Genomic DNA, 25806 nt, shown 5'->3' on the forward strand with positions numbered 1-25806 from the left:
GTTTCGCTGATGTGCAGTGCCGGTCTGGTGCTGGCGGCGGAAGTGGCACCGAAGAATTTCGGTCTGGATGTGAAAATTACCGCCGAGTCGCAGGAAGACCGTGACCTGGGCACCGCGCCCGGAGGCACGGTCAACGGTGTTGGCATCGACTTGCGCCCCTGGGCCTATGGCCAGTGGGGTAACTGGAGTGCCTATATGATGGGGCAGGCGGTGGCCGCGACCGATACCATCGACACCGATACGGTGAACAACGGCGTCGACGAAAGTAACGCCCGTGAGACCGATGACAGCTACCTGGCGTTGCGCGAGTTCTGGGTCGACTATTCGGGTATCACCGCCTATCCGGGCGAGCATTTGCGCTTGGGGCGCCAGCGTCTGCGCGAGGACAGCGGCGAGTGGATGGACACCAACATCGAAGCGCTCAACTGGACCTTCGAGACCACTCTGCTGCGCGCCCACCTCGGTGCCGCCCAGCGCTTTTCCGACTACCGGACTGACGTGAGCGACCTGGCGCCCCAAGACGAAGACCGCACCCATGCGTTCGCCGACGTCTCTACGCAATGGATGCCTAATAACTGGTTCGGCCTGCGCGTGCATCACGTCGAGGACAACGGCAGCCTGCCCGATCCGGGCGAGCAGATCGATGCGCTCGACAAGACCTCCACCGGCAGCCTGACCTGGGTCGGTCTTGAAGCGAACGGCGACGGCTACAACTATCGCTCGACGATGCCGGTCAATTACTGGCTCAGCGGCACTTGGCTGACCGGCAGTCGCGACAACCTCAACAGCGTGGTCGACGCCAATGGCAACCGCATTGCTGCGGGGGAAAACAGTGGTGACGTCGACGCCTGGGCCGCGGACTTGGGCCTGCGCTGGAACATCGATGACCGTTGGCGCCTCGGCGCTGCCGCGGCCCGCGGCGAAGGCGGCGGTAGTGACAACGAGCAGCAGTTCCAGCAAACCGGCCTGCAGAGCAACCGCTCGAACTACACCGGCACGCGTTCGCGCGTACACCGCTTCGGCGAAGCCTTTCGCGGCGAACTGAGCAACCTCCAGGTGGCTACATTGTTCGGCTCCTGGCAGTTGCGCGAGGACTACGACGCCAGCCTTGTCTACCACCGTTTCTGGCGGGTAGATGACCAGCAGGACACCGGCGACGGCGGGATCGTCAATGCGGCACTGGTGGACGGTGAGAAGGACCTGGGCCAGGAAGTCGATCTGGTCATGACCAAGTACTTCAAACAAGGCCTGTTGCCCGCGAGCATGGTGGATTGGGTTGACGAACCCTCGGCACTGGTCCGCTTGCGCCTCGGCGTGTTCTTCCCGGGCGACGCTTACGCCAGCGACACCGATTCGAGCATGCACCGGGCGTTCATTGATTTCGTCTGGAAAATCTAGGCCCAGGTTGTTGCCCGCCGTGATGCCATCGTGGGCAACGGCGCCTTGATCACACCAGGTTGCATTTATTTTGATGAGTGAGGCTTATGGACAGTGTCGTCAAGTTAGGGCTGTTGCTCGCGGGTCTGCTGTTGGTGCAGACCGCGGGTGTCAGCGCGGCGGGAGTGGTCTTCGCGCCGCGCTATACCATCAGCGAGGCTCCGGGAAAATCCTTGCTGATCAGCGAGCCGAAGATCCCTGACCTGTCCGGCTACACGGCCGAGGCAGCCATGGCGAAGATTTCCTACAAACCCGCTGGCCGTGCCTTGATCCAGCCGATGCTCAAGGAAAACTCGCTCGACGAGTTCATCGGTGGCAAGGATCGTCTCAAGGAATGGGTGGTGCGCCAGCAGCGAATGCCGGTGGCGATCTTCATCGACCGTGGCTACATGAGCCTGACGCAACTGGCGCGCAGCCTGCCACCGACGGCCTTGCGCGAAACTGCGCCGGGGGTGTTTCTGGCGCGCTTGCCAATCGTCATACGTCCCGGCGGGACCCTGCATATCGACAAGTCGGTCAAGGAGTTGCGATTGTCCCAGGAGGGCGGTTCCTTCTTGGTCAATGACGGCAAGCTGTTTATCACCGACACCAAGGTCAGCGCCTGGAGCGAGAAGAACAACAGCCCGGCCTGGTACAAGAAAGAGGGGGAGTTCCGGCCCTTCCTGGTGTCCTGGGGCGGCACCGAGACTTACATCGTCAACAGCACCATCGCCAGCTTCGGCTACACCGCGAGCAAGAGTTATGGCGTGAGTATTTCCCAGTACAGCCCGAGCATGGCGCCGAAGATGAAGCGCAAGCGGCCGACCGGCTGGCTGCTCAATTCGGAGTTCGTCGACAACTGGTACGGCTTCTATTGTTATGAGGCCGACGACGTGGTGATTCTCGGCAATTCCTACCGCGACAACATCGTCTATGGCATCGACCCGCACGACCGTTCGCGCCGGCTGATCATTGCCCACAACGACGCCTTTGGTACCCGCAAGAAGCACGGCATTATCCTCTCACGCGAGGTCAATGACAGCTGGATCATCTACAACCGCGCCTACAACAATCACCTGTCGGGCATTGTCCTGGACCGTTCCAGCGTCAATAACCTGCTGGCCTACAACGAATCCTACAAGAACCTCTCCGACGGCATAACTCTGTATGAGAGCGGCAATAACCTGCTCTGGCGCAACCGCGCAGTCGACAATAACCGCCATGGGATTCGGGTGCGTAACAGTACGGGTGTGCGGCTGTATGAAAACGAGCTGATGGCCAATGCCCTGACCGGCATCTACGGCCACATCAAGGATTTGCGCGGCACCGACCGCGATCTCAAGGAAGACCCCTTCGAAGCCAAGCTGTCGCTCACCGTGGTCGGCGGCAAGCTGATTGGCAACGGTTCCAGCCCCATCACCGTGTTTTCACCCTCGCGTCTGGAACTCTATGACTTGACCTTTCTGGCGCCGCAGAAACAGGACGGCCTTGCCTTCACCGGTTTGCTGGGGGAAGTGCAGGGCGACTTGATGGACATTCTCCTGCGCCGCCATGCCGCCGCGTTGATTCAGCCCGAGACATTGTGAGGAGCCTGCCGATGAACACCCTCCATGGATTTGCCGCGCTGTGCCTGCTGTCTGTGCCGACGTGGGGCCAGGCGCAGCCGGAATACAGGGCCGAGGCCTGCTGTCAGCTGTGCCCACAAGCGGCACAGGCGACACTTTACGAGCAGCCGGCGCTGAAAAACTACGCGACCCTGGTGGAGGCCAAGGACCAGTGGCTCTTTCGCACCCAAAGCGATTTCCGCACTGACTTCGGCCTCGATGAGAGCGGTTACAAGGCCCTCAAGCGCCTGCGCGACGGGCTGGCCCAGCGCGGGGTCGAGCTGGTGCTGGTGATGCCACCCAGCCGCGGCTTGCTGCATGCCGACCGCCTGACGCCGCTGGAACTGGCCAACTTCGATCAGACCAAGGCCCGGCAGAACTACTTGCAAACGCTGGTCCGGGTGCGCGACTTGGGCGTTCAGGTCCCCGACTTTACCAACCTGCTGAGTGCGCCACAGCCAGCCGGGCAGCCCTTTTACTTCAAGGGCGATCACAACTGGACGCCCTATGGCGCCGAACGCAGCGCCCAGTTGGTGGCCCAGACGCTCAGGGGCAACGATGTGCTCAAGGCGTTGCCGCATCAGGTCTTTGCCAGCCAGCCGGCCGGCCTGCTGGGACGCTCTGGCTCGTTGCAAAAAGCCGCCGCACAGATCTGCGGCAACGGTTATGCGGCGCAGTTTGTCACCCGTTATCAAACCCGTGCCCAGGACGACTCCAAGGTCCCCGCCAAGGTCGTATTGATCGGTACCAGCGCCAGCGGCGAGGCGTTCAACTTTGCCGGTTTCCTCGAACAGTATCTGCAGACGCCGGTCAGCAACTTCAGTGTTCCGGGCGGTGGCTACGATGATTCGTTGATCGCCTACCTGCTCAGCGACGACTTCCAGAAGCGCCCGCCGACGGTGCTGGTGTGGGAAACCGATAATCTCGACAGCATCCAGAAATCCAGCTTCTACCGGCAGGCGATGGCGGCGCTGAGCGATGGCTGCGACATCCAGGCGCCGCTGCTCAAAAGCCATTCGACCCTGCACAGCGGGCGCAATCAGGTGTTGTTCAACGGCGGTGGCGGCAATGTGTATCCAATCAAGGGCAATCGTTATCAAGTCGACCTCAAGTTCGCCGATCCCGCCGTGCACCTGATGAGCGCGACCCTGACCTACATGAACGGTCGCCAGGAAAACATCAACTTGAGCCGTGCGCCGAGTGTTAACACCCAGGGCCGCTTCGCCTTCGAGCTGCGCGCTGATGCGGACTGGGACGAACTGACTTTTCTTTCCATGGACGTGCAGCCACCCCTTGGGGCGACCTCCATGGAGCTCTCGGCCCGCTTGTGTGCCAAGCCGGTCATTTCTGAGACACCATCCCTGCGCACTGCGCAGACGGAGGGGCTCTGATGCGACAGGGGCATTGGGCTGCCGTTGGCGTGGCCATCATTCTAATGGGGCCGACCGTGCAGGCGGTGGCCGCTCAACTCCGCCCGCCGCAGGGCTATTACGCGCCGGCCGTGGACAAGAAGGGCGACGTGCCGATCTGTCCGGCGCCACCCAAACCCTACACCGGTGACCTGTTGATCCCCAGTAAGTACGAGGGCTCGGGCAAGGCACGTGATCAGTTCAACGCGCAATCCAACCAACGCTACAAGCAAATGTCAGCCGATATCAACGAACTGGAGAAAGGTGTCAACAAACAAGTCGCAGCCTATTTACGGCTCGGCCGCGCAGGCCATGTGGAATGCACCCTGAACTGGCTGGGCGATTGGGCCAAGGCGCAGGCGCTGCTGAGTACCACCTACACCCATACCGGCAAGTCGATGCGCAAATGGGCGCTGGGCAGTATTTCTTCGGCCTATCTGCGGCTCAAGTATTCGCGTTCGCAGCCATTGAGGGGCCGGGAGGCGCAGACCCGGCCAATCGAGGTCTGGATCGGCCAGGTCGCCGATCAGGTGGTGCGGGACTGGCGCGACCAGCCGCTGGAGCGGTTGAACAATCACCAGTATTGGGCGGCCTGGGCCGTCATGGCGGCCTCGGTGGTGGTCGACCGGCGCGACCTGTTCGACTGGTCGGTAACGCAGTTTCGCATCGGCGCTTCCCAGGTCGATGCAGACGGCTATCTGCCCAACGAACTGAGCCGCGACACCCGCGCACTGGCTTACCACAACTATGCGATGGGGCCGCTGATGATGATCGCTGCCTTTGCCCGAGCCAATAACGTCGACCTGCGTGAAGAAAACCATGGCGCCATGCGGCGTCTGGCGGCGCGGGTGGAGGAAGGGATCAAGGACCCACGCTCGTTTGAGCGCAAGACCGGCTACGAGCAAGCACTCGAGGACCTCAACGAGGATGGCAAGTTTGCCTGGCTGGAACCTTACTGCGCGCTGTACGACTGCTCGGTGCAAACCAATCGCTGGCGCCAATCGATCGAACCAATGAAAACCTACCGCCTGGGCGGCGACATCACCCAGCTATTTGCTGACCAGAAAGAATAAATGTAACAGCCAATACCTGGATACCCGGTGGGGCCATTGGTAATTGGGCTTGTGTTGTAAATGGGAAGGCAGTCCTTCGCTGTTCGAAGAGCCTTCATGTCGAGTGATGAAGGTGCGGAGGAAAGTGAAATGATTCCAGTCATTCTGTCCGGTGGCAGTGGTTCGCGGTTGTGGCCGTTGTCGCGCAAGTTGTATCCCAAGCAATTCCTGAGTCTGGCAGGCGAGGGATCGCTGTTTCAGCAGACCCTGCAGCGCCTGGCGTTCGAGGGTATCGGCAAGCCGATCGTGGTCTGTAATCAGGAGCATCGCTTTATCGTCAATGAACAACTTGCCGCCATCGGCTGTACGCCTCAGGCGATGCTGCTCGAACCTTTCGGCCGCAATACCGCACCGGCGGTGGCGCTGGCGGCCCTCAAGCTGATCGCCGAGGGCCGCGATGAGCTGCTGCTGGTGCTTCCTGCCGACCATGTGATCAGTGACGTGCCTGCCTTGCGCGCCACGCTGTCACATGCGCAGGAAGAGGCGCTCAAAGGCAATATGGTGCTGTTCGGCATTCCGGCGACGCGTCCGGAAACCGGCTTTGGTTATATCAAGGCCGCCTGCGACGATGCTGGCGCTGGCGCCTTCAAGGTCGAAAAGTTTATCGAGAAACCCGACCAGCAAACCGCCAGCGAATTTGTCCGGTCCGGCGAGTACTTCTGGAACAGCGGCATGTTCCTGTTCCGTGCCAGCCGCTATCTCGACGAGTTGCGCACTCACGAACCCGACATGTACGACACCTGCGTGCTGGCCCTGGAGCGCAGCCGCAGCAGTGAAGGCGTGACCAGTATCGATCGGGTCACCTTTGAATGCTGCCCGGACAACTCCATCGACTATGCGGTGATGGAGCGCACCAGCCGCGCCTGCGTCGTTCCGCTAAGCGCTGGCTGGAGTGATGTCGGTTGCTGGTCTTCGCTGTGGGATGTGCATGACAAGGACGCCGAGGGCAATGTACTCAAAGGCGATGTAGTCAGCTATAACAGCCGTAATTGCTTCGTGCATGGCAGTAGCAAGCTGGTGACCCTGTTAGGGCTGGACGATTTGGTTGTGATAGAAACCAAGGATGCATTGATGGTCGCGCACCGCGATGCCGTGCAGGACGTGAAAAAACTGGTCAATGCGCTCGATGCCAAAGGCCGCTCGGAAACCCAGAGCCATTGCGCGGTGTATCGCCCCTGGGGTAGTTACGATTCGGTGGACAGCGGCACCCGTCACCAGGTCAAGCACATCACCGTGAAACCTGGCGCGCAGCTTTCCCTGCAAATGCATCACCACCGCGCCGAACACTGGATCGTGGTGTCCGGCACCGCCCAGGTGACGTGCAACGAAAAGGTCTTCCTGCTCACTGAAAACCAGTCCACCTATATCCCGATCGCTTCGGTGCATCGTCTGTCCAACCCCGGAAAAATCCCGCTGGAAGTTATCGAGGTGCAGTCGGGCAGTTACCTGGGTGAGGACGATATCGAGCGCCTGGAAGATGTCTACGGCAGGAACCAACAGGTCGAGAGTTGAGCCCGTCGCACCTCGTACCTCGCCGGGTTGTTGAAAAGCCTAGTGAGCAGCCACCGAATCCGCCCTCTACGACCGGGGGCGGGTTAGGGCTGCCTGCTTATTTCTTGTGCACGTCCAGGTAGTCCCTGTGCCAGGGGAGTGGCCTATTTTCTGCGTGAATACACATTCATTACAAAAACCACATATGCATCCCCTCAAATTTTTTGAAGCGGCCCGCTAAGCAATTTACGTGTATCACGCCATTGCTCGTGGCTTTAAGTGTAGGTGAACGGCAGAGCCCTACCGCTTCAAAGATTAATTTGCCGCTGAGTCTTTACCTTGTATGCGGAAAAACATATATTCGTCAAACCGCATATGAGCTGAGATTTCACTATGACCAGCAAAGCCCGTGTTCTGTTCGTCTGTACTGCCAACGCTGCACGCTCCCAGTTGGCCCAAGCGTTGCTGAGGCATACCGACTCGGAGCATTTTGAGGCGTTCAGCGCCGGCGCAGCTCCGACTCAGGTAGATCCGCGCACCTTTGAGGCGCTTTCACACATCGGTGTGAGCACCGAAGGATTGCGCAGCAAGTCGATAGACGAGTTTCGTGGTGAGCGTTTCGATTACGTCATCACCTTGTGTGATAAATCCGCAGCGCAATGCCTGTCTTTACCTGGAGCTGGTGAGGCATTGGCCTGGAGTTTTGAAGACCCGGTGACCAGCATCAAACCCGATGCCTTCCGTCACACCCTTCACGAAATTCATGACCGCATCAAGATGTTCGTCTTGGTCAAAAACAAACACTGAGAACGAATATGGCTGACCATCTGACACCGACCACTGTTTTCAAATGCCTGGCTGACGACACTCGGGTCCGCACGATGATACTCATCACCCGTGAAGGAGAGCTTTGTGTTTGCGAGCTGACCTGCGCGTTGAATGAGAGTCAGCCAAAAGTTTCCAGACACCTCGCGCAGCTGCGCGGTTGTGGTTTGCTGTCGGACCGTCGACAAGGCCAATGGGTGTATTACCGACTGCACCCGAATCTCCCAGATTGGGTTCATCAAGTGCTGACCACCGTGCTCGAAAGCAACAAGCACTGGTTGAGCCCTGATGCCAAACGCCTAGATGAGATGGGTGACCGTCCCGAGCGGGCACTCGCCTGCTGTGAAAGCTAAATCGCCTGATTCCGCCTTCGACTACGAGATCGCTCGATGAAAATCCTTTTCCTCTGTACTGCCAATAGCTGCCGCAGCATCCTTTGTGAAGCGGTCTTCAATCACTTGGCACCGGAAGGCATGAAAGCCTACAGCGCTGGCAGTCAACCCAAAGGCGAAGTGCATCCGTTGAGTCTCCAAACTTTGGAAATCGCGGGTATTTCGACGCTTGGGCTGTTCAGTAAGTCCAGCGATGTCCATGTGAATTTGGCACCTGATTTCGTCATCACGGTGTGCGACAAGGCTGCCGGTGAGGCCTGTCCGGTATTTTTCGGGCCAGCCACCAAGGCCCACTGGGGACTGGCTGACCCTTCGGAATACCACGGGACTCAAGAAGAAATCGAGGCGGCTTTTGAAGCCACTTTGGAGCAGATCAAAACCCGTATTGAAACCTTCCTGGCTTTACCGCTATCCCAGCTGAGTGCCGAACAGCTCAAGGCAGAGCTGGCCCTGATTGGCACGCTGTAATCACAGGAGCAATGATCATGAGTAAAAGCCGCCTTTCCTTCCTGGACCGTTACCTGACCCTGTGGATTTTTCTCGCCATGGCCTTGGGCATCGGTTTGGGGAGCCTGTTCGAAGGCTGGCCGCAGTGGCTCAACAGTCTTTCTGTGGGCACAACCAACATCCCCATCGCTATCGGTTTGATCGTGATGATGTATCCGCCTCTCGCCAAGGTTCGTTATGAGGAGCTGCCGGAAGTCTTCAAGGACAAGCGCATCCTTGTTTTGTCTTTGGTGCAGAACTGGGTCATCGGACCGGTATTAATGTTCGCGCTGGCGATCATCTTCTTGCGGGACCAGCCGGAATACATGACGGGCCTGATCCTGATCGGCTTGGCTCGTTGTATCGCGATGGTGCTGGTCTGGAACCAGATCGCAGGTGGCAACAATCAGTACGTCGCCGGACTAGTGGCTTTCAACAGCATCTTCCAGATCCTGTTTTTCAGTGTGTATGCCTGGGTCTTTCTTGGGCTGTTGCCGCCGCTGTTCGGGCTGGAAGGCAGTGTGATTGAGACCAGCTTTGTCAGCATTGCCGAGTCGGTGCTGATCTACCTGGGTGTGCCATTCCTGGCGGGCTTCCTGACCCGCAAGATCCTCATCGCCCGTAAAGGTGAGGCTTGGTTTCAGGAGCGCTTCATTCCAAAAATCAGCCCGCTGACGCTGGTGGCACTGCTGTTGACCATCGTGGCCATGTTCAGCCTCAAGGGTGACGTGGTACTGCAATTGCCATTCGATGTATTGCGCATCGCGATCCCTCTGACGATCTACTTCGTGGTGATGTTTTTCATCAGTTTCTGGATGGGTAAATTGCTCAAGGCTGACTATCCCCGCACCACCGCATTGGCTTTCACCGCCGCAAGCAACAACTTCGAACTGGCGATTGCCGTGGCCATTGCCACCTTCGGCCTGGCTTCCCCGGTCGCTTTCGCCACGGTGATTGGCCCGTTGGTGGAAGTGCCGGTACTGATTTCCCTGGTCGGTGTTGCTCTCTGGTTGAAACGCCGCTGGTTCGATGAATCCAAGAGCGCCGTTGCGCAGGACAAAGACTATGTTTGATGACCACATCCCCCAACTCGATACCGAACTGGTTGATCTCCCATCGACAGACAAACTCGGTATTGAAAAGACCTCCATCCATAAGCCGCGCATTTTGCTGTTGTATGGATCGACCCGAGAGCGCTCCTTCAGTCGACTGCTGGTTGAGGAAGCCGCTCGACTGCTGGAGCACTTCGGCGCCGAGGCGCGGGTTTTTAATCCGTCAGGTTTGCCGCTGCCCGATGACGCTCCCGATGATCATCCACGAGTGAAGGAACTGCGCGAGCTGATGCTGTGGTCCGAGGGGCAGGTCTGGTGTTCTCCAGAACGTCACGGTTCCATGAGCGCGGTCTTCAAAGCGCAGATTGACTGGGTGCCACTGGCGATGGGCGCGGTACGCCCCACCCAAGGCAAAACCCTCGCCGTCATGCAGGTGTGCGGTGGCTCGCAGTCGTTCAACGTGGTCAATCAGCTGCGAGTGCTGGGACGGTGGATGCGTATGTTCACCATCCCAAACCAATCCTCCGTGCCGAAGGCCTACATGGAATTCGATGACAACGGCCGGATGAAACCTTCTCCCTTCTACGACCGTGTAGTGGATGTGATGGAAGAGTTGGTGAAATTCACCCTGCTGCTTCGCGACCGTCAGGACTATCTGGTGGATCGTTATTCCGAGCGCAAAGAGTCAGCGGAAGAACTCATGAAACGTGTCAATCAGCGCTCCATCTGAGGATTATTCACCGTGCAACAACATCCCTATTCCGTACTGCCCATGGCACAGTTCAATGGTCAGTTGATCTTCACCCCGTGCCCAGGCACGAAGGGCACTCGACCTTTCGAGGCGTTGCAGACCCTAAAGGACGCAGGGGCATCGGCGTTGCTGACGCTGATGCCGACCGAGGAGTTGCTTCAGAACGAGATCGACCTGCTGCCCGAAGAATGCCAAATGCTTGGCATTGAGTGGTTTCACCTGCCAGTTGAAGACGATCAAGCGCCTGGCGAAGCATTCAAAGCCGCATGGGAGCAGCACCATCCGCGACTCAAGCAGCTGTTGACCGAAGGGAAAACCATTGCGATCCATTGCAAGGGCGGCTCGGGCCGTACCGGTTTGATCGCGGCTCAACTGTTGATCGAGAGCGGTGTGCCATTCAGCGATGCCATCCGCGATGTTCAGTCGTTGCGTCCACGCGCCATTCAGCATCCCGCCCATATCGAATACATCGGCCAGTTCGACACCCAGTCGAATGCCCACTGACAGCAGATACAGAGCACAACAATATGACTATCAAAGTTGGCATCAATGGTTTTGGTCGGATCGGTCGCCTTGCGCTACGAGCAGCCTGGAGCTGGCCAGAATTTGAGTTCGTTCAGATCAACGATCCGGCAGGCGACGCGGCCACTCATGCGCACCTGCTGAACTTCGACTCGGTGCATGGTCGTTGGAGTTACCAGGCCGACTCTGAGGGCGACACCATCGTCATCGACGGCAAACGAATCAAGGTAACGGCCAACAAAGCGATTGCCGACACCGACTGGTCGGGCTGCGATCTGGTGATCGAAGCCAGCGGCAAGATGAAGACCGTCGCGGTGCTTCAGGCTTACCTCGACCAAGGCGTGAAGCGCGTAGTGGTCAGCGCCCCCGTGAAGGAAAAAGGTGCGCTGAACATCGTCATGGGCGTCAACCATCAGCTGTTCAAACCGGCTGAACATCGCATCGTCACCGCTGCTTCGTGCACCACCAACTGTCTGGCGCCAGTGGTGAAAGTCATCCACGAGAATCTGGGCATTCGCCACGGTTCGATCACCACCATCCACGACCTGACCAACACCCAAAGCATCCTCGATCAGCCGCACAAGGATCTGCGCCGTGCGCGTGCTTCTGGGATGAGTTTGATTCCGACCAGCACCGGCTCGGCCACCGCCATTGCCGAAATCTTCCCGGAGCTGCGTGGGCGCCTGAATGGTCACGCGGTGCGAGTCCCACTGGCCAACGCTTCGCTGACTGACTGCGTCTTTGAAGTCGAGCGTGCCACCACTGTCGAGGAGGTGAATCAACTCCTCAAGGAAGCTTCCGAGAACGAGCTAAAAGACATCCTCGGTTTCGAGACGCGTCCACTGGTGTCCATCGACTACCGTACCGACCCTCGCTCATCGATCATCGATGCGTTGTCGACCATGGTTATCAATGGCACCCAGGTCAAACTTTACGCCTGGTACGACAACGAGTGGGGCTATGCCAACCGCACCGTCGAACTGGCCAAAATGGTTGGTCTGGCAGTCTAAGGAGCGGTCATGAAAGCGTTGTCAGCCCTCGCTCCGGAAGTGCGGCAGTACCTGCTCGTGACGGGCAACTACTGGGCCTTCACCCTCACCGACGGCGCCTTGCGCATGTTGGTGGTGCTGCATTTTCACGCGTTGGGCTACAGCCCACTTCAAATCGCGGCGTTGTTTCTGTTCTACGAACTCTTTGGCGTAATCACCAATCTGGTTGGCGGTTATCTCGGCGCCCGGCTGGGTCTGAACCGAACCATGAACATCGGGCTGGGCATCCAGGTCGCGGCGCTGCTGATGCTGACCGTTCCTGTGGCTTGGCTAACCATTCCATGGGTGATGGGGGCTCAGGCGTTGTCGGGGATTGCCAAAGACCTGAACAAGATGAGTGCCAAAAGCACCATCAAGCTTCTGGTTCCTGATGGGCAGCAGGGCAAGCTCTACCAGTGGGTGGCGATCCTCACCGGCTCGAAGAACGCACTCAAGGGAGTCGGCTTCTTTCTCGGCGGAGCCTTGCTGGCATTGATCGGCTTCAAAGGTGCATTGCTGGCCATGGCGGGTGTTCTGGCGCTGATCTGGATCAGCAGCTTGATGCTGCTGAAGAAGGACCTGGGCAAAGCGAAAGCCAAGCCCAAGTTTCGCGACATTCTGTCCAAGAGCAAGGCGATCAATATCCTCTCAGCGGCGCGGATGTTTCTGTTCGGCGCCCGCGATGTCTGGTTTGTGGTGGCCTTGCCGGTCTACCTCAGCAGCGTATTTGGCTGGGACTTCTGGAAGGTTGGCGGCTTCCTCGCGGCCTGGGTGATTGGCTACGGTATCGTGCAGTCCTTCGCGCCCAACATCACCGGCAAGAAACGTGGACACGTACCGGATGGTCGTGCGGCATTTTTGTGGGCACTTGCACTGGCGGGTCTGCCTGCGGCAATTGCTCTCGGGCTGAGCACCGGGCTGTCACAACAAGTGGTGCTGTTGGGTGGATTAATGGCCTTTGGCGCGCTGTTCGCGGTGAACTCGTCGTTGCACAGCTACTTGATCGTGTCCTACGCCAAGGAAGACGGCGTGTCGCTGGATGTGGGTTTTTATTACATGTCCAACGCCATGGGACGGTTGATCGGCACGGTGCTCTCCGGCTGGGTTTATCAGGCGTATGGGCTGGGGGCGTGCTTATGGATATCGAGTGCATTCGTGCTGCTCGCAGCTTTGATTTCAATGGCATTGCCTCGTCACGTGCTTAGTGAATGACAGGACCATCGCCGAGGGCGAGGGCAACCTTCGTCAGCGTCTGTCCTTTCATTCGGGCAAGTCTCGCGTCAGTTATGACTGGCAGGTAACGACCCAGGCTGTGTGACAACGGTTCAGAGCAAGTTTGACAGTCGACATCGGAGCAGAAATCAGTGACGCACCACTCGACTTATAGCCAGTATTCCCAGAGTCGCGCCATCTGCTCTTTGGTTCTCACAGCGAGCGAGCGACGCTGCCACATTTCCAGCTTGATTTCGTTCGACTTGGCCAGATCAGCCATGAATGCCGCCTGCATCTTTTTTCCAAACCCGGTGCCCAGCACAACGACGTTAACTTCATCGTTGTGCAGGAAGCTGCGCCAGTCGAAGTTGGTGGAGCCGACACTCGACCACACCCCATCGATTACTGCGGTCTTGACGTGGAGTAGCGCGTCACGGCGTTCGTAAAGCTTGACGTTGGCCTTCAGCAACTCACTGTAGTAGGCGCGTCCGGCATGGAACACCAGCCACGAATCGGTGCTGCTAGGCAGCACCAGCTTGACGTCGACTCCACGTGCTGCCGCCTCCTTGAGTGCCGCCAGCAACTGAGGATCGGGCACAAAGTAGGCGTTAGTCAGCCATATCTCGGTCTGCGCGCTATGCAACGCCGAAATCAGCGTGGCATAGATCAGGCTAAACGGCTCATCTGGTGAGCTGCCGATGGCGCGCACCACCTCGCTGCCTTTGCGCTCAGGTAACGGAAAGTAGTGGCGAGCCGCGAGTGGTTCACCTTTCTGGGTAGTCCAGGTTCCGATGAACAGCTTCTGCAGTTCCGCAACCACGGGTCCCTCGACGCGCAAGTCGGTATCGCGCCAAGGCAAATCACCATTTGGGCGAGTCTTCGAGTGAGAGCTGAACGAGCCCCCCGAATAGACGCTGCTGATGTTGATCCCGCCGAGAAAGGCAATACGACCGTCCACTATCAGCAGCTTTCGGTGGTCGCGCTGGTTCACGTCCCAGCCCGCTTTGGCCGTCACCGGATTGATTGGGTTGTACTCCAGCACCTTGATGCCCGCGTCGGTCAATCGAGAGAAAAACGCTGATGGTGTTCCAAGGGTTCCGACGCTGTCACGGATCAGATTGACCTGTACGCCTTTTTGTTGCTGAACGATCAATGCGGCGGCGAAGCGCTGGCCGACTTCATCATCGTCGAGGATGTAGGTTTCCATGTTGATGTGGTCGCGTGCAGCTTCCACGGCTTTGATCATCGACTGGTAGGTGGTGGGGCCGTCCTGCAGCAAGTCGACTTTGTTTCCTTCCGTCAGCGGGCTACCGGTGATGGATTCTTCGATTGCGAGGTGCACATCGAAGATGTTGGTGTCTTTGCCTGTGGACTTAAGTCGGTCGAGAATGGCTTTGCTGCGTTCGGCTGACAAAGGCCCATGTATCCCGTCGAGTTGCACGGGCGCAGAGGGAGCGCGAGCCATGTCAGGCACTATCGTCGGCAATGTACTGCAGGAAATCACAAAGGCCAGGAGCACAGCCACGCACAGCACCAGAGGAATAAAAACACCCTTGCATGTGGTTAGAATATTCATCAGGCCTCCTCTCGGCGAGGACAGTGATAGCGCTCAATAATCTAAAAACTGCGTTGTGCATACTGCCAAATAGGGCGTAAGCGCTCAGTCCGGGCGTCTTGCTTCCTAAGCAAGGCGCCTTGGTAGAGGGGCTACCCTCTAGAGCGTGTTTCAACGGCGCAGCCGCGGTACGCTTCTAAAGATCAAAGCCCTTGAAGGACAGGCTTTCAGCGCTTGATCAGGGAAATCTTCGATCCTTCGATGCTGACCCCTGCCATTAATCCCTGCTGGTCGAAAATGAACGCGTAGGCATCGTCCTTCAGTGTCGAGCTGGACAGATTCTTCGCAACCCCTTCATCAACCACGACAACGGTTGGCCCCACGCCGATTTCCCAGCCCTTGGTTTCGCGTACATAGTTCACAGCTTTTTCGGTCATCAGGAACACCACATAGCCATACGACTGGGCGCCTGCCTGCAGCCCCCAAGACCCGGTTACGGAGTTGTAATAACCCTCCACTTTCGAGCCCTTCATCAGTACGCCTTCGCCATAGCTGCCACCAAACACAAGACCGGCCTTGATGATTTTCGGGAAGACAAGCACCGCTTTGGCATTGTGCGAAATGGTTTCGGCAAATGGAGTGGCCTTGTAAAGAGTTTGCAACGCTTGCCGGGAGTCGGCATTCAGATCCTCGGCGGTTGCCGCACTTGCATTGTTCAGCAGGCTCGCTGATGCCAATGATGCTGTCGCGAGGAAGATCGATAGGAAAAACCGCATTGGCTGAGTCATTTGCGTACTCCGATAAGGGAGCATTGGATGGGAGCAGCAGTCAGCACCTGTTCCAGACAGGATCCGAACCTACTGAAAGTTATCCGGCGCACCCCAAGGCCTTTGATCAGTCGCGATGCCATCACTTGTTTTGACCACTGTGCAGGGGCCGGGTTCGTCGTCAGAGGCTGCTTTTGGTCCAGAGTGTGTAAAAACGCTCTCGCGAACCCTTGCTATGATTTCTGAGGATTTCATCGCAAGGATCGTCCATGAAGCGCTTTATCCAAGGTGAACATCGAGGCTAAGGCACCTTACTTCCCGAGAGCCTCGACGACGACGTCAGCGATACCAATCCGGTGCGTGTAGTCGACGTCTTTGTCGACGAACTCGACCTGGTCAATCTGGGTTTAAAGGTGCCATTTCAGCCGATACTGGCCGGCCTGCTTACCACCCAGCGATCTTGCTGAAGATCTACATCTACGGCTATCTCAACCGCATCCAGTCGAGCCGACGTTTGGAGTGAGAAGCCCAACGCAATGTCGAACAGATGTGGTTGACCGGGTGTTTGATGCCGGACTTCAAGACCATCGCCAACTTCCGAAAAGACAATAGCAAGGCCATCCGAGGCGTCTGTCGCCATTTCGTTGTGCTGTGTCAGCAGCTTGGGACTGTCCGGAGAACATCTGGTCGCCATCGATGGTAGCAAATTCAAAGCAGCCAACAACCGCGACCGCAATTTCACAAGCGCCAAACTGAAGCGGCGAATGGAAGAGCCTGAATCGAGCATCAACCGTTAACCTGACGGCACTCGATGCTGCCGATCGGTAAGAACCAACAGCTTCGAGTTCGGCGATGGAACATGAAGCCGTGGCTGGATCAGCTTGAACGCATAAGAACGGCAATGTGATAAAGGTGATTGAAAGCCTTATCGCCTTGACCGAGAGCGTCTGACTATCACGTCTTGCTAGCTATGCTAGTTACAAGGTTAAAAATGGTATTCACAGACAGATGGGGGCTATCCAGAGGCTTAACGGTGAAGGGTACTCCGCGCTCGCAGTCGCCTCGCTGGACGTCTTGATCATGGACTGCTGATGGGGGCTTTGAGGTGAAAAACTCAGAGTTTGTGCATTTGTGAAATGTCCATCGAGCTACAAAAGAGGACGCCTTTGTGCAATCGAAAGAGCATTGGAACTAGGTCTGCTCCAGCAAGCCAACCGATGGCGTGAGCTGATAGTTGGGGCAATTTATCAGCAAATTGCTGTAGTCGAGTTCGGTCTATAGCTAGTCCAACAGGAAGTAGGCATACACATAATATATGGCCTCTTGGTGGACGTAAGGATATGCTGCCCCCGACTTCATATATGCCAATAAAAACCAACTACAGTGACGTTATGAGCCAATCAGAGACGCGTGCGACTGCCCTAACGCTGTACCCAGAGGACTCACGCGAGGCGGCGGCTCTGCTGAAGCAGGCCGTACCTCTGATGGTGCGTCACAACATTCCACCAAATCCCGTGCACTATGCTCTCTGGTACACCTACAGCAAAGGTCAGGAGCCAGAGCTTAATCGCCATCTGGACAGGGTGGTCAAAGACTTCGACTGTTTCCCTCCAGAATCCGCTACAAAGCTTTTTCGCGACTACATCATTCGTGACGAATTGGAGGAGGCGCGCGCAGGGCAACAACAAGCGATCAATCTGGTTGACGACATGGAGCGTAATGTCTCGCGTAGCGTGAATGGCAGTGCCAACTTTCAAGCCAGTCTTGGCCATTGCATGGAAATGCTCGCGGAGCCGGTCGACAAGAGGCTGCCCGCCATTCTGAGCGAGCTGCAACAGAGCACCCAGGTCATGCAGGATCAGCAAGAGCTTTTCCTCTCGCAACTGCACTCAGCGCAGAATGAAATTAAGAGTCTGAGAGACAAGCTCGAGCGAGCCCAACTGGCTGCATCGTTGGATGGGCTGACTAAGGTGTTGAACCGAGCTACCTTCACTCGCTTACTGGAGCATGCATTGATCAACGCTCCTCATGGGGTGGCATTGGTCATGTTGGATATCGATCATTTCAAACAGTTCAATGACCGGTATGGCCATCCTTTGGGTGACCGCGTACTTGAGCACGTTGGTCAGGTGTTACGGAACTCAATCCCGCCTCAGGCCCTGGCGGCACGCTATGGTGGTGAAGAGTTCTGTGTAGTCCTGCAAGAGTGTTTTGATCTCACCAGGGCTCATACTTTTGCTGAGCAGCTGCGCCTAAAAATTCAAGCGCTGCGGATCAAGGTTCGTGGCACGGATGAGGTGCTAGACACCGTAACTGCGTCCTTTGGTGTCGCCCTCGCCGAAGCTGGTGACGATGTGGAAAGCCTTCTGACTCGTGCTGATGATGCGCTCTATCTAGCCAAGCGCAGCGGGCGCAACCGAGTGAACTGAAACTGGCGTTCGGACTCTAGCTGCAGTCACATAGCTCCACAGGATAGGGTGATTCGATTCGCATTCATTCGTAAGCGTCCAGCCAACACACCTTCCGAGCTCCAACATTAAGGGCGATGGTGTCCGCGTATTTTTAAGCGGACGCGATTGCCCTTAACGTCAGGATTTCCATGCGCCAACGAACCTCTTATCCAAAGCCCTTCAAAACTCAAGTCGTACAGGACTGCCTGCAACCGGGTGCCTCTGTTGCCAGTGTCGCGATGAGTCACGGCATCAACGCTAACGTCGTGCGCAAATGGTTGCCGCTTTACCGCGATCAACAGCTCACTGACTTGGTCGCTTTCTTGCCGGTGAAGCTGGAATCAAACATTCAGAACGAGAAGTCCGTCAGCATCGAGTTGCCGTGCGGGCAAGGAACGATGACCGTGAAGTGGCCGGCCTCCGATCCTGATGGCTGTACCCGATTCGTTCGCGGACTAACGCAATGATCCGCATCGACTCCATCTGGCTCGCCACCGAGCGCATGGACATGCGCGCCGACCGGTATCATGATGACGGAAAGTTATCCGATACAATCAAGAATATCTCTTAACTACTTATAAAAAACGTCAAGAGTGCATGCGAATCCAGAAGCATGTACATAACTTTTCTTTGGATTAAAAACCTTGAACAAACTGTCCGAGATGCATTCTTTTGTCATGGTGGCGGACACGGGCAGTATTTCCGAAGCGGCTCGGCGTTTGGGTACGGCCAAATCAATAGTCTGCCAGCGTATCCAGAAACTGGAAAAACGCTTGGATAGCATCTTGCTGGAGCGTGGTCGCCAGGCTCGGCTGACTGAATCGGGTGAGGTATTTTACCGTTATTGTGTGCGCATCCTTACCGATGTCGAAGATGCCGAAGACGCCGTCCTGACATCTCAATCGAGTTTGCGCGGGAGCCTACGGATTGCGGCTCCTATGGCTTTTAGCATTCGTTACCTGACGCCGATTTTGTCGTCCTTCGCTATGCTTTACCCTGAACTGCGGTTGGATGTCGAATATGATGATCGCAACGTCAACTTACACGAAGAGAAGTTTGACGCGGCCATCCGTATCGGTGAGTTACCTGACTCCTCGCTTATCGCCAGAACCATTACTGCCAATCGCCATATCATCTGCGCGAGCCCAGCCTATCTGGCTGCTCACGGAACACCGCAACTGCCGCAAGATCTGGCCCAGCATTTCGCCATGCTCTATGTGAATCGCGAACCACTTGGCAGATGGACGCTACCAGTGAACAACACATTGGAGTCGTTTCCTGTGCGCTGCCGTATGCGCACTAACAATGGTCATCAACTCATGGAAGCCGCCAAGGCCGGTATGGGTCTAGCTATTTTGCCCACCTTCCTGGCCGCACCGGACATTGTGGCCGGGGAACTTGAAGAGGTTCTGGCACCCTACGCGCCTCGTGGTGGCAACTTCTCAATGGTATATCGGCGATCTCAGAGGGCTTCGCCCAAGCTTCAAGCGCTGATTAACTTTCTCATCGAACAGATCGGCAGTCCCCCTGTGTGGGAACAAATGCTGGCGGCTCACTCGCAGCGAGCACGTTGATGCGTTCGCAAAAAACGAATCGTTGATTCGTTCTTTGCCGGCTTATGGTGATCTGAGCCCTGAATTATGCTTTTTCCACCAGACGCACTACCGAGCGTCTGACAGGGAAGAAGACGGATGAAGAGTACCCTTAGCAATCCTGCTCGCCGTGCTGTATTGGCAGGTGGCGTTATGGTTGCCGCGACTTTGGCGGCGGGCAATGGTTTGGCGCAGGTTTTGGAGCCAGGCAGCAAACCCGGTAAGACTGAAGGGCGTAGTACCCCGGTCGATGTGATCATCATCGGTGGTGGTTCGGCCGGCGCGGTTTTGGCCCGCCGTTTGAGCGAGAACAACTGCCGTCAGGTGTTGTTGCTTGAGGCGGGCCATAGCTATGACCCGAATAATTACCCCGAGATTATCGCTAGCAGCGACACCGTTGGTGCCAATGGCAATCCGGAGTTTGAATGGGGTTACAAGACCCAGTCCGGTTACATCGACCATCCCATCGGGGCCTTGCGCGGCAAGGTGCTGGGGGGGAGCTCGGCAATCAATGGCGCGGTGGCCATCCGTGCCCGCACTACCGACTTCCAGCGTTGGGATTTGCCTGGTTGGAGTTATGAAGAGCTGCTGCCTTCCTTCAAAAAATTGGAAACTCACAGCGGTGGTGCCAGCCAGCTACACGGCCATAACGGGCCGCTCCCTGTGCATCAACTTAGTAACAACGAAGTAACCCCCATGCAGCGAGCCTTCATCGACGCCACGGTCGCCAATGGCTACAAAGTGGTTACTGATTTTGACGGTGCTGACGCCAACGGCGTTGGGCCGTACCCGATGAACATCGTCAACGGTGTGCGAGTCAACACCGGCATGGCCTACCTTACCGAAGAGGTGCGAGCCCGCGACAACCTGCACATCCGTCCCGACAGCCTGGTAGACAAAGTTCTATTCGACGGCAAGCGTGTAATCGGTGTGCAACTGGCCAGCGGTGAAAAGCTCCTGTCTGGTGAAGTCATCCTTTCGGCTGGCACCTACGGCAGCGCTGCGATCCTGCTGCGTTCCGGCATTGGCCCGGGGGAGGATCTTCGTGCCTTGCAGATTCCACTGGTCGCCGAGCTGCCGGTTGGGCAAAACCTGGTGGATCACCCGTTCTACTACAACGCCTATGCCGCCAAACCTGACGTCATTGGCAGCCAGTCGCCGGCCATTGGTGCAAAACTCTGGACTCACAGCACCACAGCCGAGAACGGTGATCTGGATCTTCATATCACGGCCACCCACTTGTTTCCCCACGATCAGAGCCCGACCAAGGTTGGCTTCGTTCTCGCGGTAGCCCTGACTCGACCACTGTCCCGAGGCAAAGTGACGCTCGCTAGTCGCGATCCGTTCGTAGCACCGAACATCGATCTGAATTTTCTGGCTGAGGAAAAGGATCGCCAGCGTCTGCTGGATGGCATCCGCCTGTCCCGCAAAATCGGCACAACGGCACCACTCGATAAGCTGATCCATTCCGAACTCAACCCTGGCCAAGGCAACGACACCGACGAGGCCTTGCTGGCTAGCGTCAAAGCCAGTCTCGATACCTATCACCACCCGACCTCGACTGCTCCCATGGGTCGGCCAGGCGATGCGCGGGCGGTGGTCGACTTGGAAGCGCGGGTTATCGGCGTGCAGGGCCTGCGGGTAGTGGACGCTTCGATCTTCCCTGATGTGCCTTCGGTAGCCACCAATATCACTGTGATTGCCACGGCCGAGAAAGTCGCCCGTCTCTACGTTTAATCCTCAGGAATCTGCCTATATGAACAGCACTCCAGCTTTAAACTGGATCGACGGCCAATGGCTGGACTCCGGTGTTTACAAAGACTCCATCGACCCAGCGACCTATGAGCTGATTGGTCAATACGCCGAAGGCGGCTTAAACGAAGCGCAACAGGCAATCAAGGCGGCACAACGGTCGTTCGTTGAAACACCTTGGAAAGACGATCGTAACTTGCGTGCCAAGGTATTGCTGGAGTTGGCGGATGCTTTCGAGCGCAACGCAGAAGAGTTGATCGACACCCTGGCGCTGGAAAACGGCAAGATCAGACCCGAAGCCGAGTTCGAGGTCACTATGGTGCCCTCCAAACTGCGTTACTACGCTGCTCTTGCTCGCGCCGAATACGGTCGTGCGGCCGAGCCCAAGCCTGGCAAAATTTCCCTGGTGATCCGTCAAGCAGTGGGCGTAGCGGGCATCATCGTACCGTGGAATTCGCCAGTGGTACTGATGATTCGCTCCCTGGCACCTGCCCTGGCTGCCGGTTGCACCACAGTGATCAAAATGCCCGGGCAAACGGCCCAGACCAACTGCCTGGTAGCACGGATCATGAGTGAGGCGGTGTCGCTGCCTCGTGGCGTCATCAATCTGTTCAGTGAGCTGGGCGCGGCCGGTTCCATACATCTGGTGGAGTCGCCCAAGGTTCCGGTGATCAGTTTCACCGGTAGCACAAGCACCGGTCGGACGATTTCCGCTGCGGGTGCACAGCACCTCAAGCGTTTTGGCCTGGAGCTGGGTGGGAAAACGCCCATGCTGGTGTTTAACGATGCCGACCTCGATGCGGCAGTGCCCACCCTGGTGAAAGCCCTGACGGTATTTGCTGGTCAGTTCTGCATGACGGGGTCGCGGCTGCTGGTGCAACGTGATATTGCCACGGCGCTGACGGAGCGCTTGGCCGCGCGGTTGGAAGCCGTGCGCGTGGGGCCGGCTGCGGATCCCTGCAGCGAAATGGGGCCGTTGATAGATAAACCTAACGTGCAGCGGGTCGACCAAGTGGTGGAGGAAGCGATTACCGCCGGCGCTCAAATCATCGTTCGCGGCGGGCCAATCACCGAGGGGCCATTGGCCAAGGGCGCTTTCTATCGCCCGACCTTGCTGCGCGTCACTGACCCTAATATGTCCATTGTCCAGTGCGAGACGTTCGGCCCGGTGTTGACCCTACAGGTGTTCGATAGCGAAGCCGAGGCAATTGAGCTGGCTAACAACAGTGAGTTCGGCCTGGCGGCTGGCGTGTGGACTCGCGATGTCGACCGTTCTCTGCGGGTTGCCCGTGAACTGGAGGTTGGCACTGTATGGGTCAACGACTGGGCAGTGGTCTACGACGAGTTTGAGGAAGGTGGTTTCAAACAGTCGGGCCAGGGACGCCTCAACGGCGTAGCTGCCATGGATGACTTTGTCGAATACAAACATATCGCCCTCAATCCCGGCCTGCGCCAAGCTTAAATCCAATCAGTTCGCCTGCGCGCGTTGGTGTGTAGGCGGCTGTACAGAGAATCATATTCATGAATCGTACAAAAAACGTTACTAGATCCTTTGGATCTCGGCCCATTCACTTTGGCCAACCGCGTGCTGATGGCGCCGATGACTCGTTCGCGCTCTGCCCAGCCCGGGGATATCCCCACAGCACTCAACGCCCGATACTATGGACAGCGTGCAGGTGCAGGGCTGCTGATCAGCGAAGGCATGCCGATTTCTCCCGGCGCCAAAGGCTACGCCTACACACCCGGGATCTATACCGAGGCCCAGCAAGCTGGCTGGAGGCAGGTGACTGACGAGGTTCATGCCAACGGAGGTCTGATCGCCGCCCAGCTGTGGCATGTCGGCCGCATTTCCCATCACTCGGTCTTACCCCAGGGCCAGTCGCCTCTGGCGCCTTCAGCTATTCGTGCACAGGCCAAGATTTTCGCCTTCGATGATGAAGGTATGCCGAGTATGGTCGATTGCGACATGCCAGAGGCGTTAAGCGAAGAGGGGATCGCGGCGGTGGTGCAGGAGTTTGTCCAGGCCGCACTGTGGGCCCGCGCCGCAGGCTTTGATCTGGTTGAACTGCAAGGCGCAAACGGTTTTTTGCTGGAGCAATTTCTCTCCGTTACCACCAACGAGCGCACTGACCGCTACGGTGGCTCGCTGGAGAACCGTGCACGTTTTGTCGTGGAAGTGGTGGACGCGGTCTCGGCTGCGATTGGCGCGGATCGGGTCGGTATCCGCCTTTCGCCATGGTGCCCACCCAGCGTCAACGATATGGACTTCAGCGTCGAAGCTCAGGACATTACTTTGTACCTCGCCGAGTCTCTCAGTCAGCGGCGCATCGCTTACCTGCATGTGTCCGAGTGGCCCTGTGTGGATTATCCCTCAGGGTTTCGCGCGCAACTGCGCTCGGCGTTCAGCGGTGCGATCTTCGTATGCGGCGGCTATCAGCAGGCCGACGCGCAACACATCGTCGCGCAAGGACTTGCCGATGCCGTGGCGTTCGGCAAACCCTTCATCGCCAATCCCGACCTGCCGCAGCGGTTCGCGCTCAACGCCGAGTTAGCCGAGCCTGATGGCAGCACTTTTTACGGTGGCGACGCCCGGGGTTACACGGACTATCCATCCTTTGCGGCTCAGAGCTGAGCCCCGATGCGACTGCCCCGACTAATGGCAGGCGCGCTGTTGGCAGGGACGCTGACAGCGTCCTCTGCCTTCGCCGCCAAAGAAGATAATTCTTCTCCCGTGAGAAACACCTCCATGCCCCAGGACAAACTCTACGACGCGTTGCTTGACGCTCTCTATGCGACCTTCGGGCATCATCCCGGGTTTCGCGTAACGCATGCCAAGGGCGTGTTGTTACGTGGCACCTTTACCGCCTCTGAAGCGGCTCCGGCGCTTACTCGAGCAGCTCATTTCCAGGGACAGCCAGTACCCGTATTGCTGAGGTTCTCCAACTTCAGTGGCCTGCCTGCCACCGAGGACGGTGACCCGATGGCCAGTCCCCATGGTCTGGCCGTTCGTTTTACGCTACCGGACGGTGAGTCCACGGATATAGTGGCGCACTCGTTCAATGGCTTTCCGGTGGCCACCCCCGAAGACTTCCTAAGCTTTTTGCGAGGCATTGCTGCCAACGTCGCCACACCGTCCGATCCTTTGCCACTGCAAGCCTTTCTGGTCACCCATCCAAGGGCACAGCATTTTCTTGAGACGCCCAAGCCAGCACCGAGCAGCTACATTAGTGCTGAATACTTTGGCGTCAACGCCCTAGTGTTCAGCAACCGTCAGAGTGAAGACCATGTCGGTCGCTATCGCATTGAACCGTTGCTGCCAGAACCTGTGTTGAGCGACGAGCAAGCCGCCTCGATGCCTGCCGATTACTTGCAGGACGAAATCGGCGCACGATTGACCAAGGGAGCGGTGAAGTTGCGATTGATGGTGCAACTGGCAGCTCCAGAAGACGCCATCGAAGACGGTTCGATTCCTTGGTCGCGCAGCCATCAGGAAGTCGAGCTGGGGATTTTGACCCTCGACGCTCTTGTTCTGGCCGAGGAGCAGCAGCTCGCCCAGCAGCGGCTTGCCTTCAGCCCCGGACGCTTGCTCGACGGCATTAAGCCAAGTCACGATCCAATGATTCTCGCACGTGAAGGTATCTACCACCGCGCGATGCTCAGAAGGCAACAACAATGAGCATTGACGCCGACATTGGCGTCAGTGTGATTGTGCATGAGGTCAATCCGCAGCATCAGGCTTTGTATGAGCAATGGATGAACAAGGCCATCTATGCCCATCAGCAGTTCCCTGGTTATTTAGCTACTGATGTAGTCAAACCCGTAGGGTCGCAGTTGCGATACGCAATAATCCTGCGCTTTACCAGCAAGGGACATGTCTTGGCGTGGTTGGGCTCTGACGTGCGCCAGGCATTGCTGCATGAGTCGCGGCCCTGGCTGCGGCAGGATTACCATCGCGCCGACGATGATTCGAAATTCTGGTTTGAGCCGATGCAAGGACGGGCCACGGTTGCACGCTGGAAGCAATGGCTACTGTCTTGGTCGATAGTCTTGCCATTGTCAGTTTTGATGCCGGGTTTTTTGGCGGTGTTGCTTGAACTTTCTGATCTGCATCTACCGGCTTGGTTGTTCAAGGTGTTGGTGGCTGGGTTAGTGTCCTTCAATATGGCCTATTGGTTGATGCCCATGACGACACGTCTTATGTCACGCTGGTTGTTGCGCTGATCCGCCCAAATAGGAGATTTGCTGCAGCCGAATGTTCGGCACGCGCCTCACCGAGATAGCACCGATAAAAGAAGCCATAGCGACTTACATGATGAGATCGTGACGCTCAAGTGAATGCCTTGCACTGACTATCTGTACATGTATCCAAGTAGGGCGTCAGGAACTTCGA

General features: G+C 57.3%; 23 protein-coding genes and 1 pseudogene. 22 read left to right on the forward strand and 2 right to left on the reverse strand.

Annotation, left to right across the window (positions count from 1 at the left end):
- Positions 1-9 precede the first annotated feature (9 nt).
- The 13 genes from ACYZTR_RS11435 to arsJ all read left to right on the forward strand — a co-directional run bounded on the left by ACYZTR_RS11435 (position 10) and on the right by arsJ (position 13300).
- Positions 10-1398, forward strand: a complete 1389-nt coding sequence (locus tag ACYZTR_RS11435; protein WP_461979660.1) for an alginate export family protein — start codon at positions 10-12, stop codon at positions 1396-1398.
- A gap of 86 nt (positions 1399-1484) precedes the next feature.
- A complete protein-coding gene (gene algG / locus ACYZTR_RS11440; protein ID WP_461978877.1) occupies positions 1485-3002 on the forward strand; it encodes a mannuronan 5-epimerase AlgG in 1518 nt (505 codons plus the stop codon).
- Between the two features lie 11 nt (positions 3003-3013).
- Positions 3014-4411, forward strand: a complete 1398-nt coding sequence (locus ACYZTR_RS11445) for an alginate O-acetyltransferase AlgX-related protein (RefSeq protein WP_461978879.1) — start codon at positions 3014-3016, stop codon at positions 4409-4411.
- Complete coding sequence (locus ACYZTR_RS11450) at positions 4411-5502, forward strand: mannuronate-specific alginate lyase (RefSeq protein WP_461978881.1); 1092 nt, start codon at positions 4411-4413, stop codon at positions 5500-5502. The genes ACYZTR_RS11445 and ACYZTR_RS11450 overlap by 1 nt, the downstream gene beginning before the upstream one ends.
- Before the next feature lie 129 nt (positions 5503-5631).
- Positions 5632-7053, forward strand: a complete 1422-nt coding sequence (locus ACYZTR_RS11455) for a mannose-1-phosphate guanylyltransferase/mannose-6-phosphate isomerase (RefSeq protein WP_461978883.1) — start codon at positions 5632-5634, stop codon at positions 7051-7053.
- Between the two features lie 372 nt (positions 7054-7425).
- Positions 7426-7839, forward strand: a complete 414-nt coding sequence (locus tag ACYZTR_RS11460) for an arsenate reductase ArsC (protein WP_461978885.1) — start codon at positions 7426-7428, stop codon at positions 7837-7839.
- Positions 7840-7847: 8 nt separating this feature from the next.
- Positions 7848-8210 (forward strand): metalloregulator ArsR/SmtB family transcription factor, encoded by a 363-nt coding sequence (locus ACYZTR_RS11465; RefSeq protein ID WP_461978887.1) that lies wholly within the window; start codon positions 7848-7850, stop codon positions 8208-8210.
- 36 nt (positions 8211-8246) lie between these two features.
- On the forward strand, positions 8247-8717 hold the full coding sequence (locus tag ACYZTR_RS11470; protein WP_461978889.1) for an arsenate reductase ArsC: 471 nt from the start codon (positions 8247-8249) through the stop codon (positions 8715-8717).
- A 17-nt stretch (positions 8718-8734) separates the two neighbouring features.
- Positions 8735-9808, forward strand: coding sequence for an ACR3 family arsenite efflux transporter (gene arsB / locus ACYZTR_RS11475; RefSeq protein WP_461978891.1), 1074 nt, complete (start codon positions 8735-8737; stop codon positions 9806-9808).
- A complete protein-coding gene (arsH, locus tag ACYZTR_RS11480) occupies positions 9801-10517 on the forward strand; it encodes an arsenical resistance protein ArsH (protein ID WP_069557024.1) in 717 nt (238 codons plus the stop codon). The genes arsB and arsH overlap by 8 nt, the downstream gene beginning before the upstream one ends.
- Before the next feature lie 12 nt (positions 10518-10529).
- Complete coding sequence (locus ACYZTR_RS11485) at positions 10530-11042, forward strand: cyclin-dependent kinase inhibitor 3 family protein (protein WP_461978893.1); 513 nt, start codon at positions 10530-10532, stop codon at positions 11040-11042.
- A 23-nt stretch (positions 11043-11065) separates the two neighbouring features.
- Positions 11066-12070, forward strand: a complete 1005-nt coding sequence (locus ACYZTR_RS11490) for an ArsJ-associated glyceraldehyde-3-phosphate dehydrogenase (protein ID WP_461978895.1) — start codon at positions 11066-11068, stop codon at positions 12068-12070.
- A gap of 9 nt (positions 12071-12079) precedes the next feature.
- Positions 12080-13300: an organoarsenical effux MFS transporter ArsJ gene (arsJ, locus tag ACYZTR_RS11495; protein ID WP_461978897.1), complete on the forward strand. Its 1221-nt coding sequence runs from the start codon at positions 12080-12082 to the stop codon at positions 13298-13300.
- A gap of 169 nt (positions 13301-13469) precedes the next feature.
- Here the strand turns inward: arsJ and cls are convergent, their stop codons facing one another.
- Together cls and ACYZTR_RS11505 are read right to left on the reverse strand one after the other, a co-directional pair.
- Positions 13470-14876: a cardiolipin synthase gene (gene cls / locus ACYZTR_RS11500; RefSeq protein ID WP_461978899.1), complete on the reverse strand. Its 1407-nt coding sequence runs from the start codon at positions 14874-14876 to the stop codon at positions 13470-13472.
- Between the two features lie 206 nt (positions 14877-15082).
- Positions 15083-15643 carry a lipid-binding SYLF domain-containing protein gene (locus ACYZTR_RS11505; protein WP_461978901.1) on the reverse strand — a complete coding sequence of 187 codons (561 nt, stop codon included), beginning with the start codon at positions 15641-15643 and terminating at the stop codon, positions 15083-15085.
- A 248-nt stretch (positions 15644-15891) separates the two neighbouring features.
- Here ACYZTR_RS11505 and ACYZTR_RS11510 point away from each other — a divergent pair.
- The 9 genes and pseudogenes from ACYZTR_RS11510 to ACYZTR_RS11550 form a co-directional block, all read left to right on the forward strand.
- Positions 15892-16447, forward strand: a pseudogene (locus tag ACYZTR_RS11510) (transposase); the annotation flags it as partial.
- 566 nt (positions 16448-17013) lie between these two features.
- Positions 17014-18051, forward strand: a complete 1038-nt coding sequence (locus ACYZTR_RS11515) for a GGDEF domain-containing protein (RefSeq protein ID WP_461979662.1) — start codon at positions 17014-17016, stop codon at positions 18049-18051.
- A gap of 170 nt (positions 18052-18221) precedes the next feature.
- Entirely contained in the window at positions 18222-18539 is a 318-nt protein-coding gene (gene tnpA, locus ACYZTR_RS11520) for an IS66-like element accessory protein TnpA (RefSeq protein WP_461978903.1), read from the forward strand.
- 177 nt (positions 18540-18716) lie between these two features.
- The gene (locus ACYZTR_RS11525) at positions 18717-19646 is read left to right on the forward strand and encodes a LysR family transcriptional regulator (RefSeq protein ID WP_461978905.1); all 930 of its coding nucleotides are present in this window, start codon (positions 18717-18719) and stop codon (positions 19644-19646) included.
- Positions 19647-19763: 117 nt separating this feature from the next.
- A complete protein-coding gene (locus ACYZTR_RS11530; protein WP_461978907.1) occupies positions 19764-21401 on the forward strand; it encodes a GMC family oxidoreductase in 1638 nt (545 codons plus the stop codon).
- A gap of 19 nt (positions 21402-21420) precedes the next feature.
- Complete coding sequence (locus tag ACYZTR_RS11535; RefSeq protein ID WP_461978909.1) at positions 21421-22878, forward strand: aldehyde dehydrogenase family protein; 1458 nt, start codon at positions 21421-21423, stop codon at positions 22876-22878.
- Positions 22879-22941: 63 nt separating this feature from the next.
- Entirely contained in the window at positions 22942-24048 is a 1107-nt protein-coding gene (locus ACYZTR_RS11540) for an alkene reductase (RefSeq protein WP_461979664.1), read from the forward strand.
- Positions 24049-24162: 114 nt separating this feature from the next.
- The gene (locus ACYZTR_RS11545; RefSeq protein ID WP_461978911.1) at positions 24163-25092 is read left to right on the forward strand and encodes a catalase family peroxidase; all 930 of its coding nucleotides are present in this window, start codon (positions 24163-24165) and stop codon (positions 25090-25092) included.
- The gene (locus tag ACYZTR_RS11550; protein ID WP_461978913.1) at positions 25089-25637 is read left to right on the forward strand and encodes an antibiotic biosynthesis monooxygenase; all 549 of its coding nucleotides are present in this window, start codon (positions 25089-25091) and stop codon (positions 25635-25637) included. Before ACYZTR_RS11545 ends, ACYZTR_RS11550 begins: the two co-directional genes overlap by 4 nt.
- The last annotated feature ends 169 nt before the right edge of the window (positions 25638-25806 follow it).

It is taken from the genome of Pseudomonas sp. Hz4 (assembly GCF_054898165.1).

Excerpts from the sequence above, each read along its gene's own strand:
- ACYZTR_RS11435 (WP_461979660.1), top strand. The coding sequence starts at position 10 with ATGTGCAGTGCCGGTCTGGTGCTGGCGGCGGAAGTGGCACCGAAGAAT.
- algG (WP_461978877.1), top strand. The coding sequence starts at position 1,485 with ATGGACAGTGTCGTCAAGTTAGGGCTGTTGCTCGCGGGTCTGCTGTTG.
- ACYZTR_RS11445 (WP_461978879.1), top strand. The coding sequence starts at position 3,014 with ATGAACACCCTCCATGGATTTGCCGCGCTGTGCCTGCTGTCTGTGCCG.
- ACYZTR_RS11450 (WP_461978881.1), top strand. The coding sequence starts at position 4,411 with ATGCGACAGGGGCATTGGGCTGCCGTTGGCGTGGCCATCATTCTAATG.
- ACYZTR_RS11455 (WP_461978883.1), top strand. The coding sequence starts at position 5,632 with ATGATTCCAGTCATTCTGTCCGGTGGCAGTGGTTCGCGGTTGTGGCCG.
- ACYZTR_RS11460 (WP_461978885.1), top strand. The coding sequence starts at position 7,426 with ATGACCAGCAAAGCCCGTGTTCTGTTCGTCTGTACTGCCAACGCTGCA.
- ACYZTR_RS11465 (WP_461978887.1), top strand. The coding sequence starts at position 7,848 with ATGGCTGACCATCTGACACCGACCACTGTTTTCAAATGCCTGGCTGAC.
- ACYZTR_RS11470 (WP_461978889.1), top strand. The coding sequence starts at position 8,247 with ATGAAAATCCTTTTCCTCTGTACTGCCAATAGCTGCCGCAGCATCCTT.
- arsB (WP_461978891.1), top strand. The coding sequence starts at position 8,735 with ATGAGTAAAAGCCGCCTTTCCTTCCTGGACCGTTACCTGACCCTGTGG.
- arsH (WP_069557024.1), top strand. The coding sequence starts at position 9,801 with ATGTTTGATGACCACATCCCCCAACTCGATACCGAACTGGTTGATCTC.
- ACYZTR_RS11490 (WP_461978895.1), top strand. The coding sequence starts at position 11,066 with ATGACTATCAAAGTTGGCATCAATGGTTTTGGTCGGATCGGTCGCCTT.
- arsJ (WP_461978897.1), top strand. The coding sequence starts at position 12,080 with ATGAAAGCGTTGTCAGCCCTCGCTCCGGAAGTGCGGCAGTACCTGCTC.
- cls (WP_461978899.1), bottom strand. The coding sequence starts at position 14,876 with ATGAATATTCTAACCACATGCAAGGGTGTTTTTATTCCTCTGGTGCTG.
- ACYZTR_RS11505 (WP_461978901.1), bottom strand. The coding sequence starts at position 15,643 with ATGACTCAGCCAATGCGGTTTTTCCTATCGATCTTCCTCGCGACAGCA.
- ACYZTR_RS11515 (WP_461979662.1), top strand. The coding sequence starts at position 17,014 with ATGAGCCAATCAGAGACGCGTGCGACTGCCCTAACGCTGTACCCAGAG.
- tnpA (WP_461978903.1), top strand. The coding sequence starts at position 18,222 with ATGCGCCAACGAACCTCTTATCCAAAGCCCTTCAAAACTCAAGTCGTA.
- ACYZTR_RS11530 (WP_461978907.1), top strand. The coding sequence starts at position 19,764 with ATGAAGAGTACCCTTAGCAATCCTGCTCGCCGTGCTGTATTGGCAGGT.
- ACYZTR_RS11535 (WP_461978909.1), top strand. The coding sequence starts at position 21,421 with ATGAACAGCACTCCAGCTTTAAACTGGATCGACGGCCAATGGCTGGAC.
- ACYZTR_RS11545 (WP_461978911.1), top strand. The coding sequence starts at position 24,163 with ATGCCCCAGGACAAACTCTACGACGCGTTGCTTGACGCTCTCTATGCG.
- ACYZTR_RS11550 (WP_461978913.1), top strand. The coding sequence starts at position 25,089 with ATGAGCATTGACGCCGACATTGGCGTCAGTGTGATTGTGCATGAGGTC.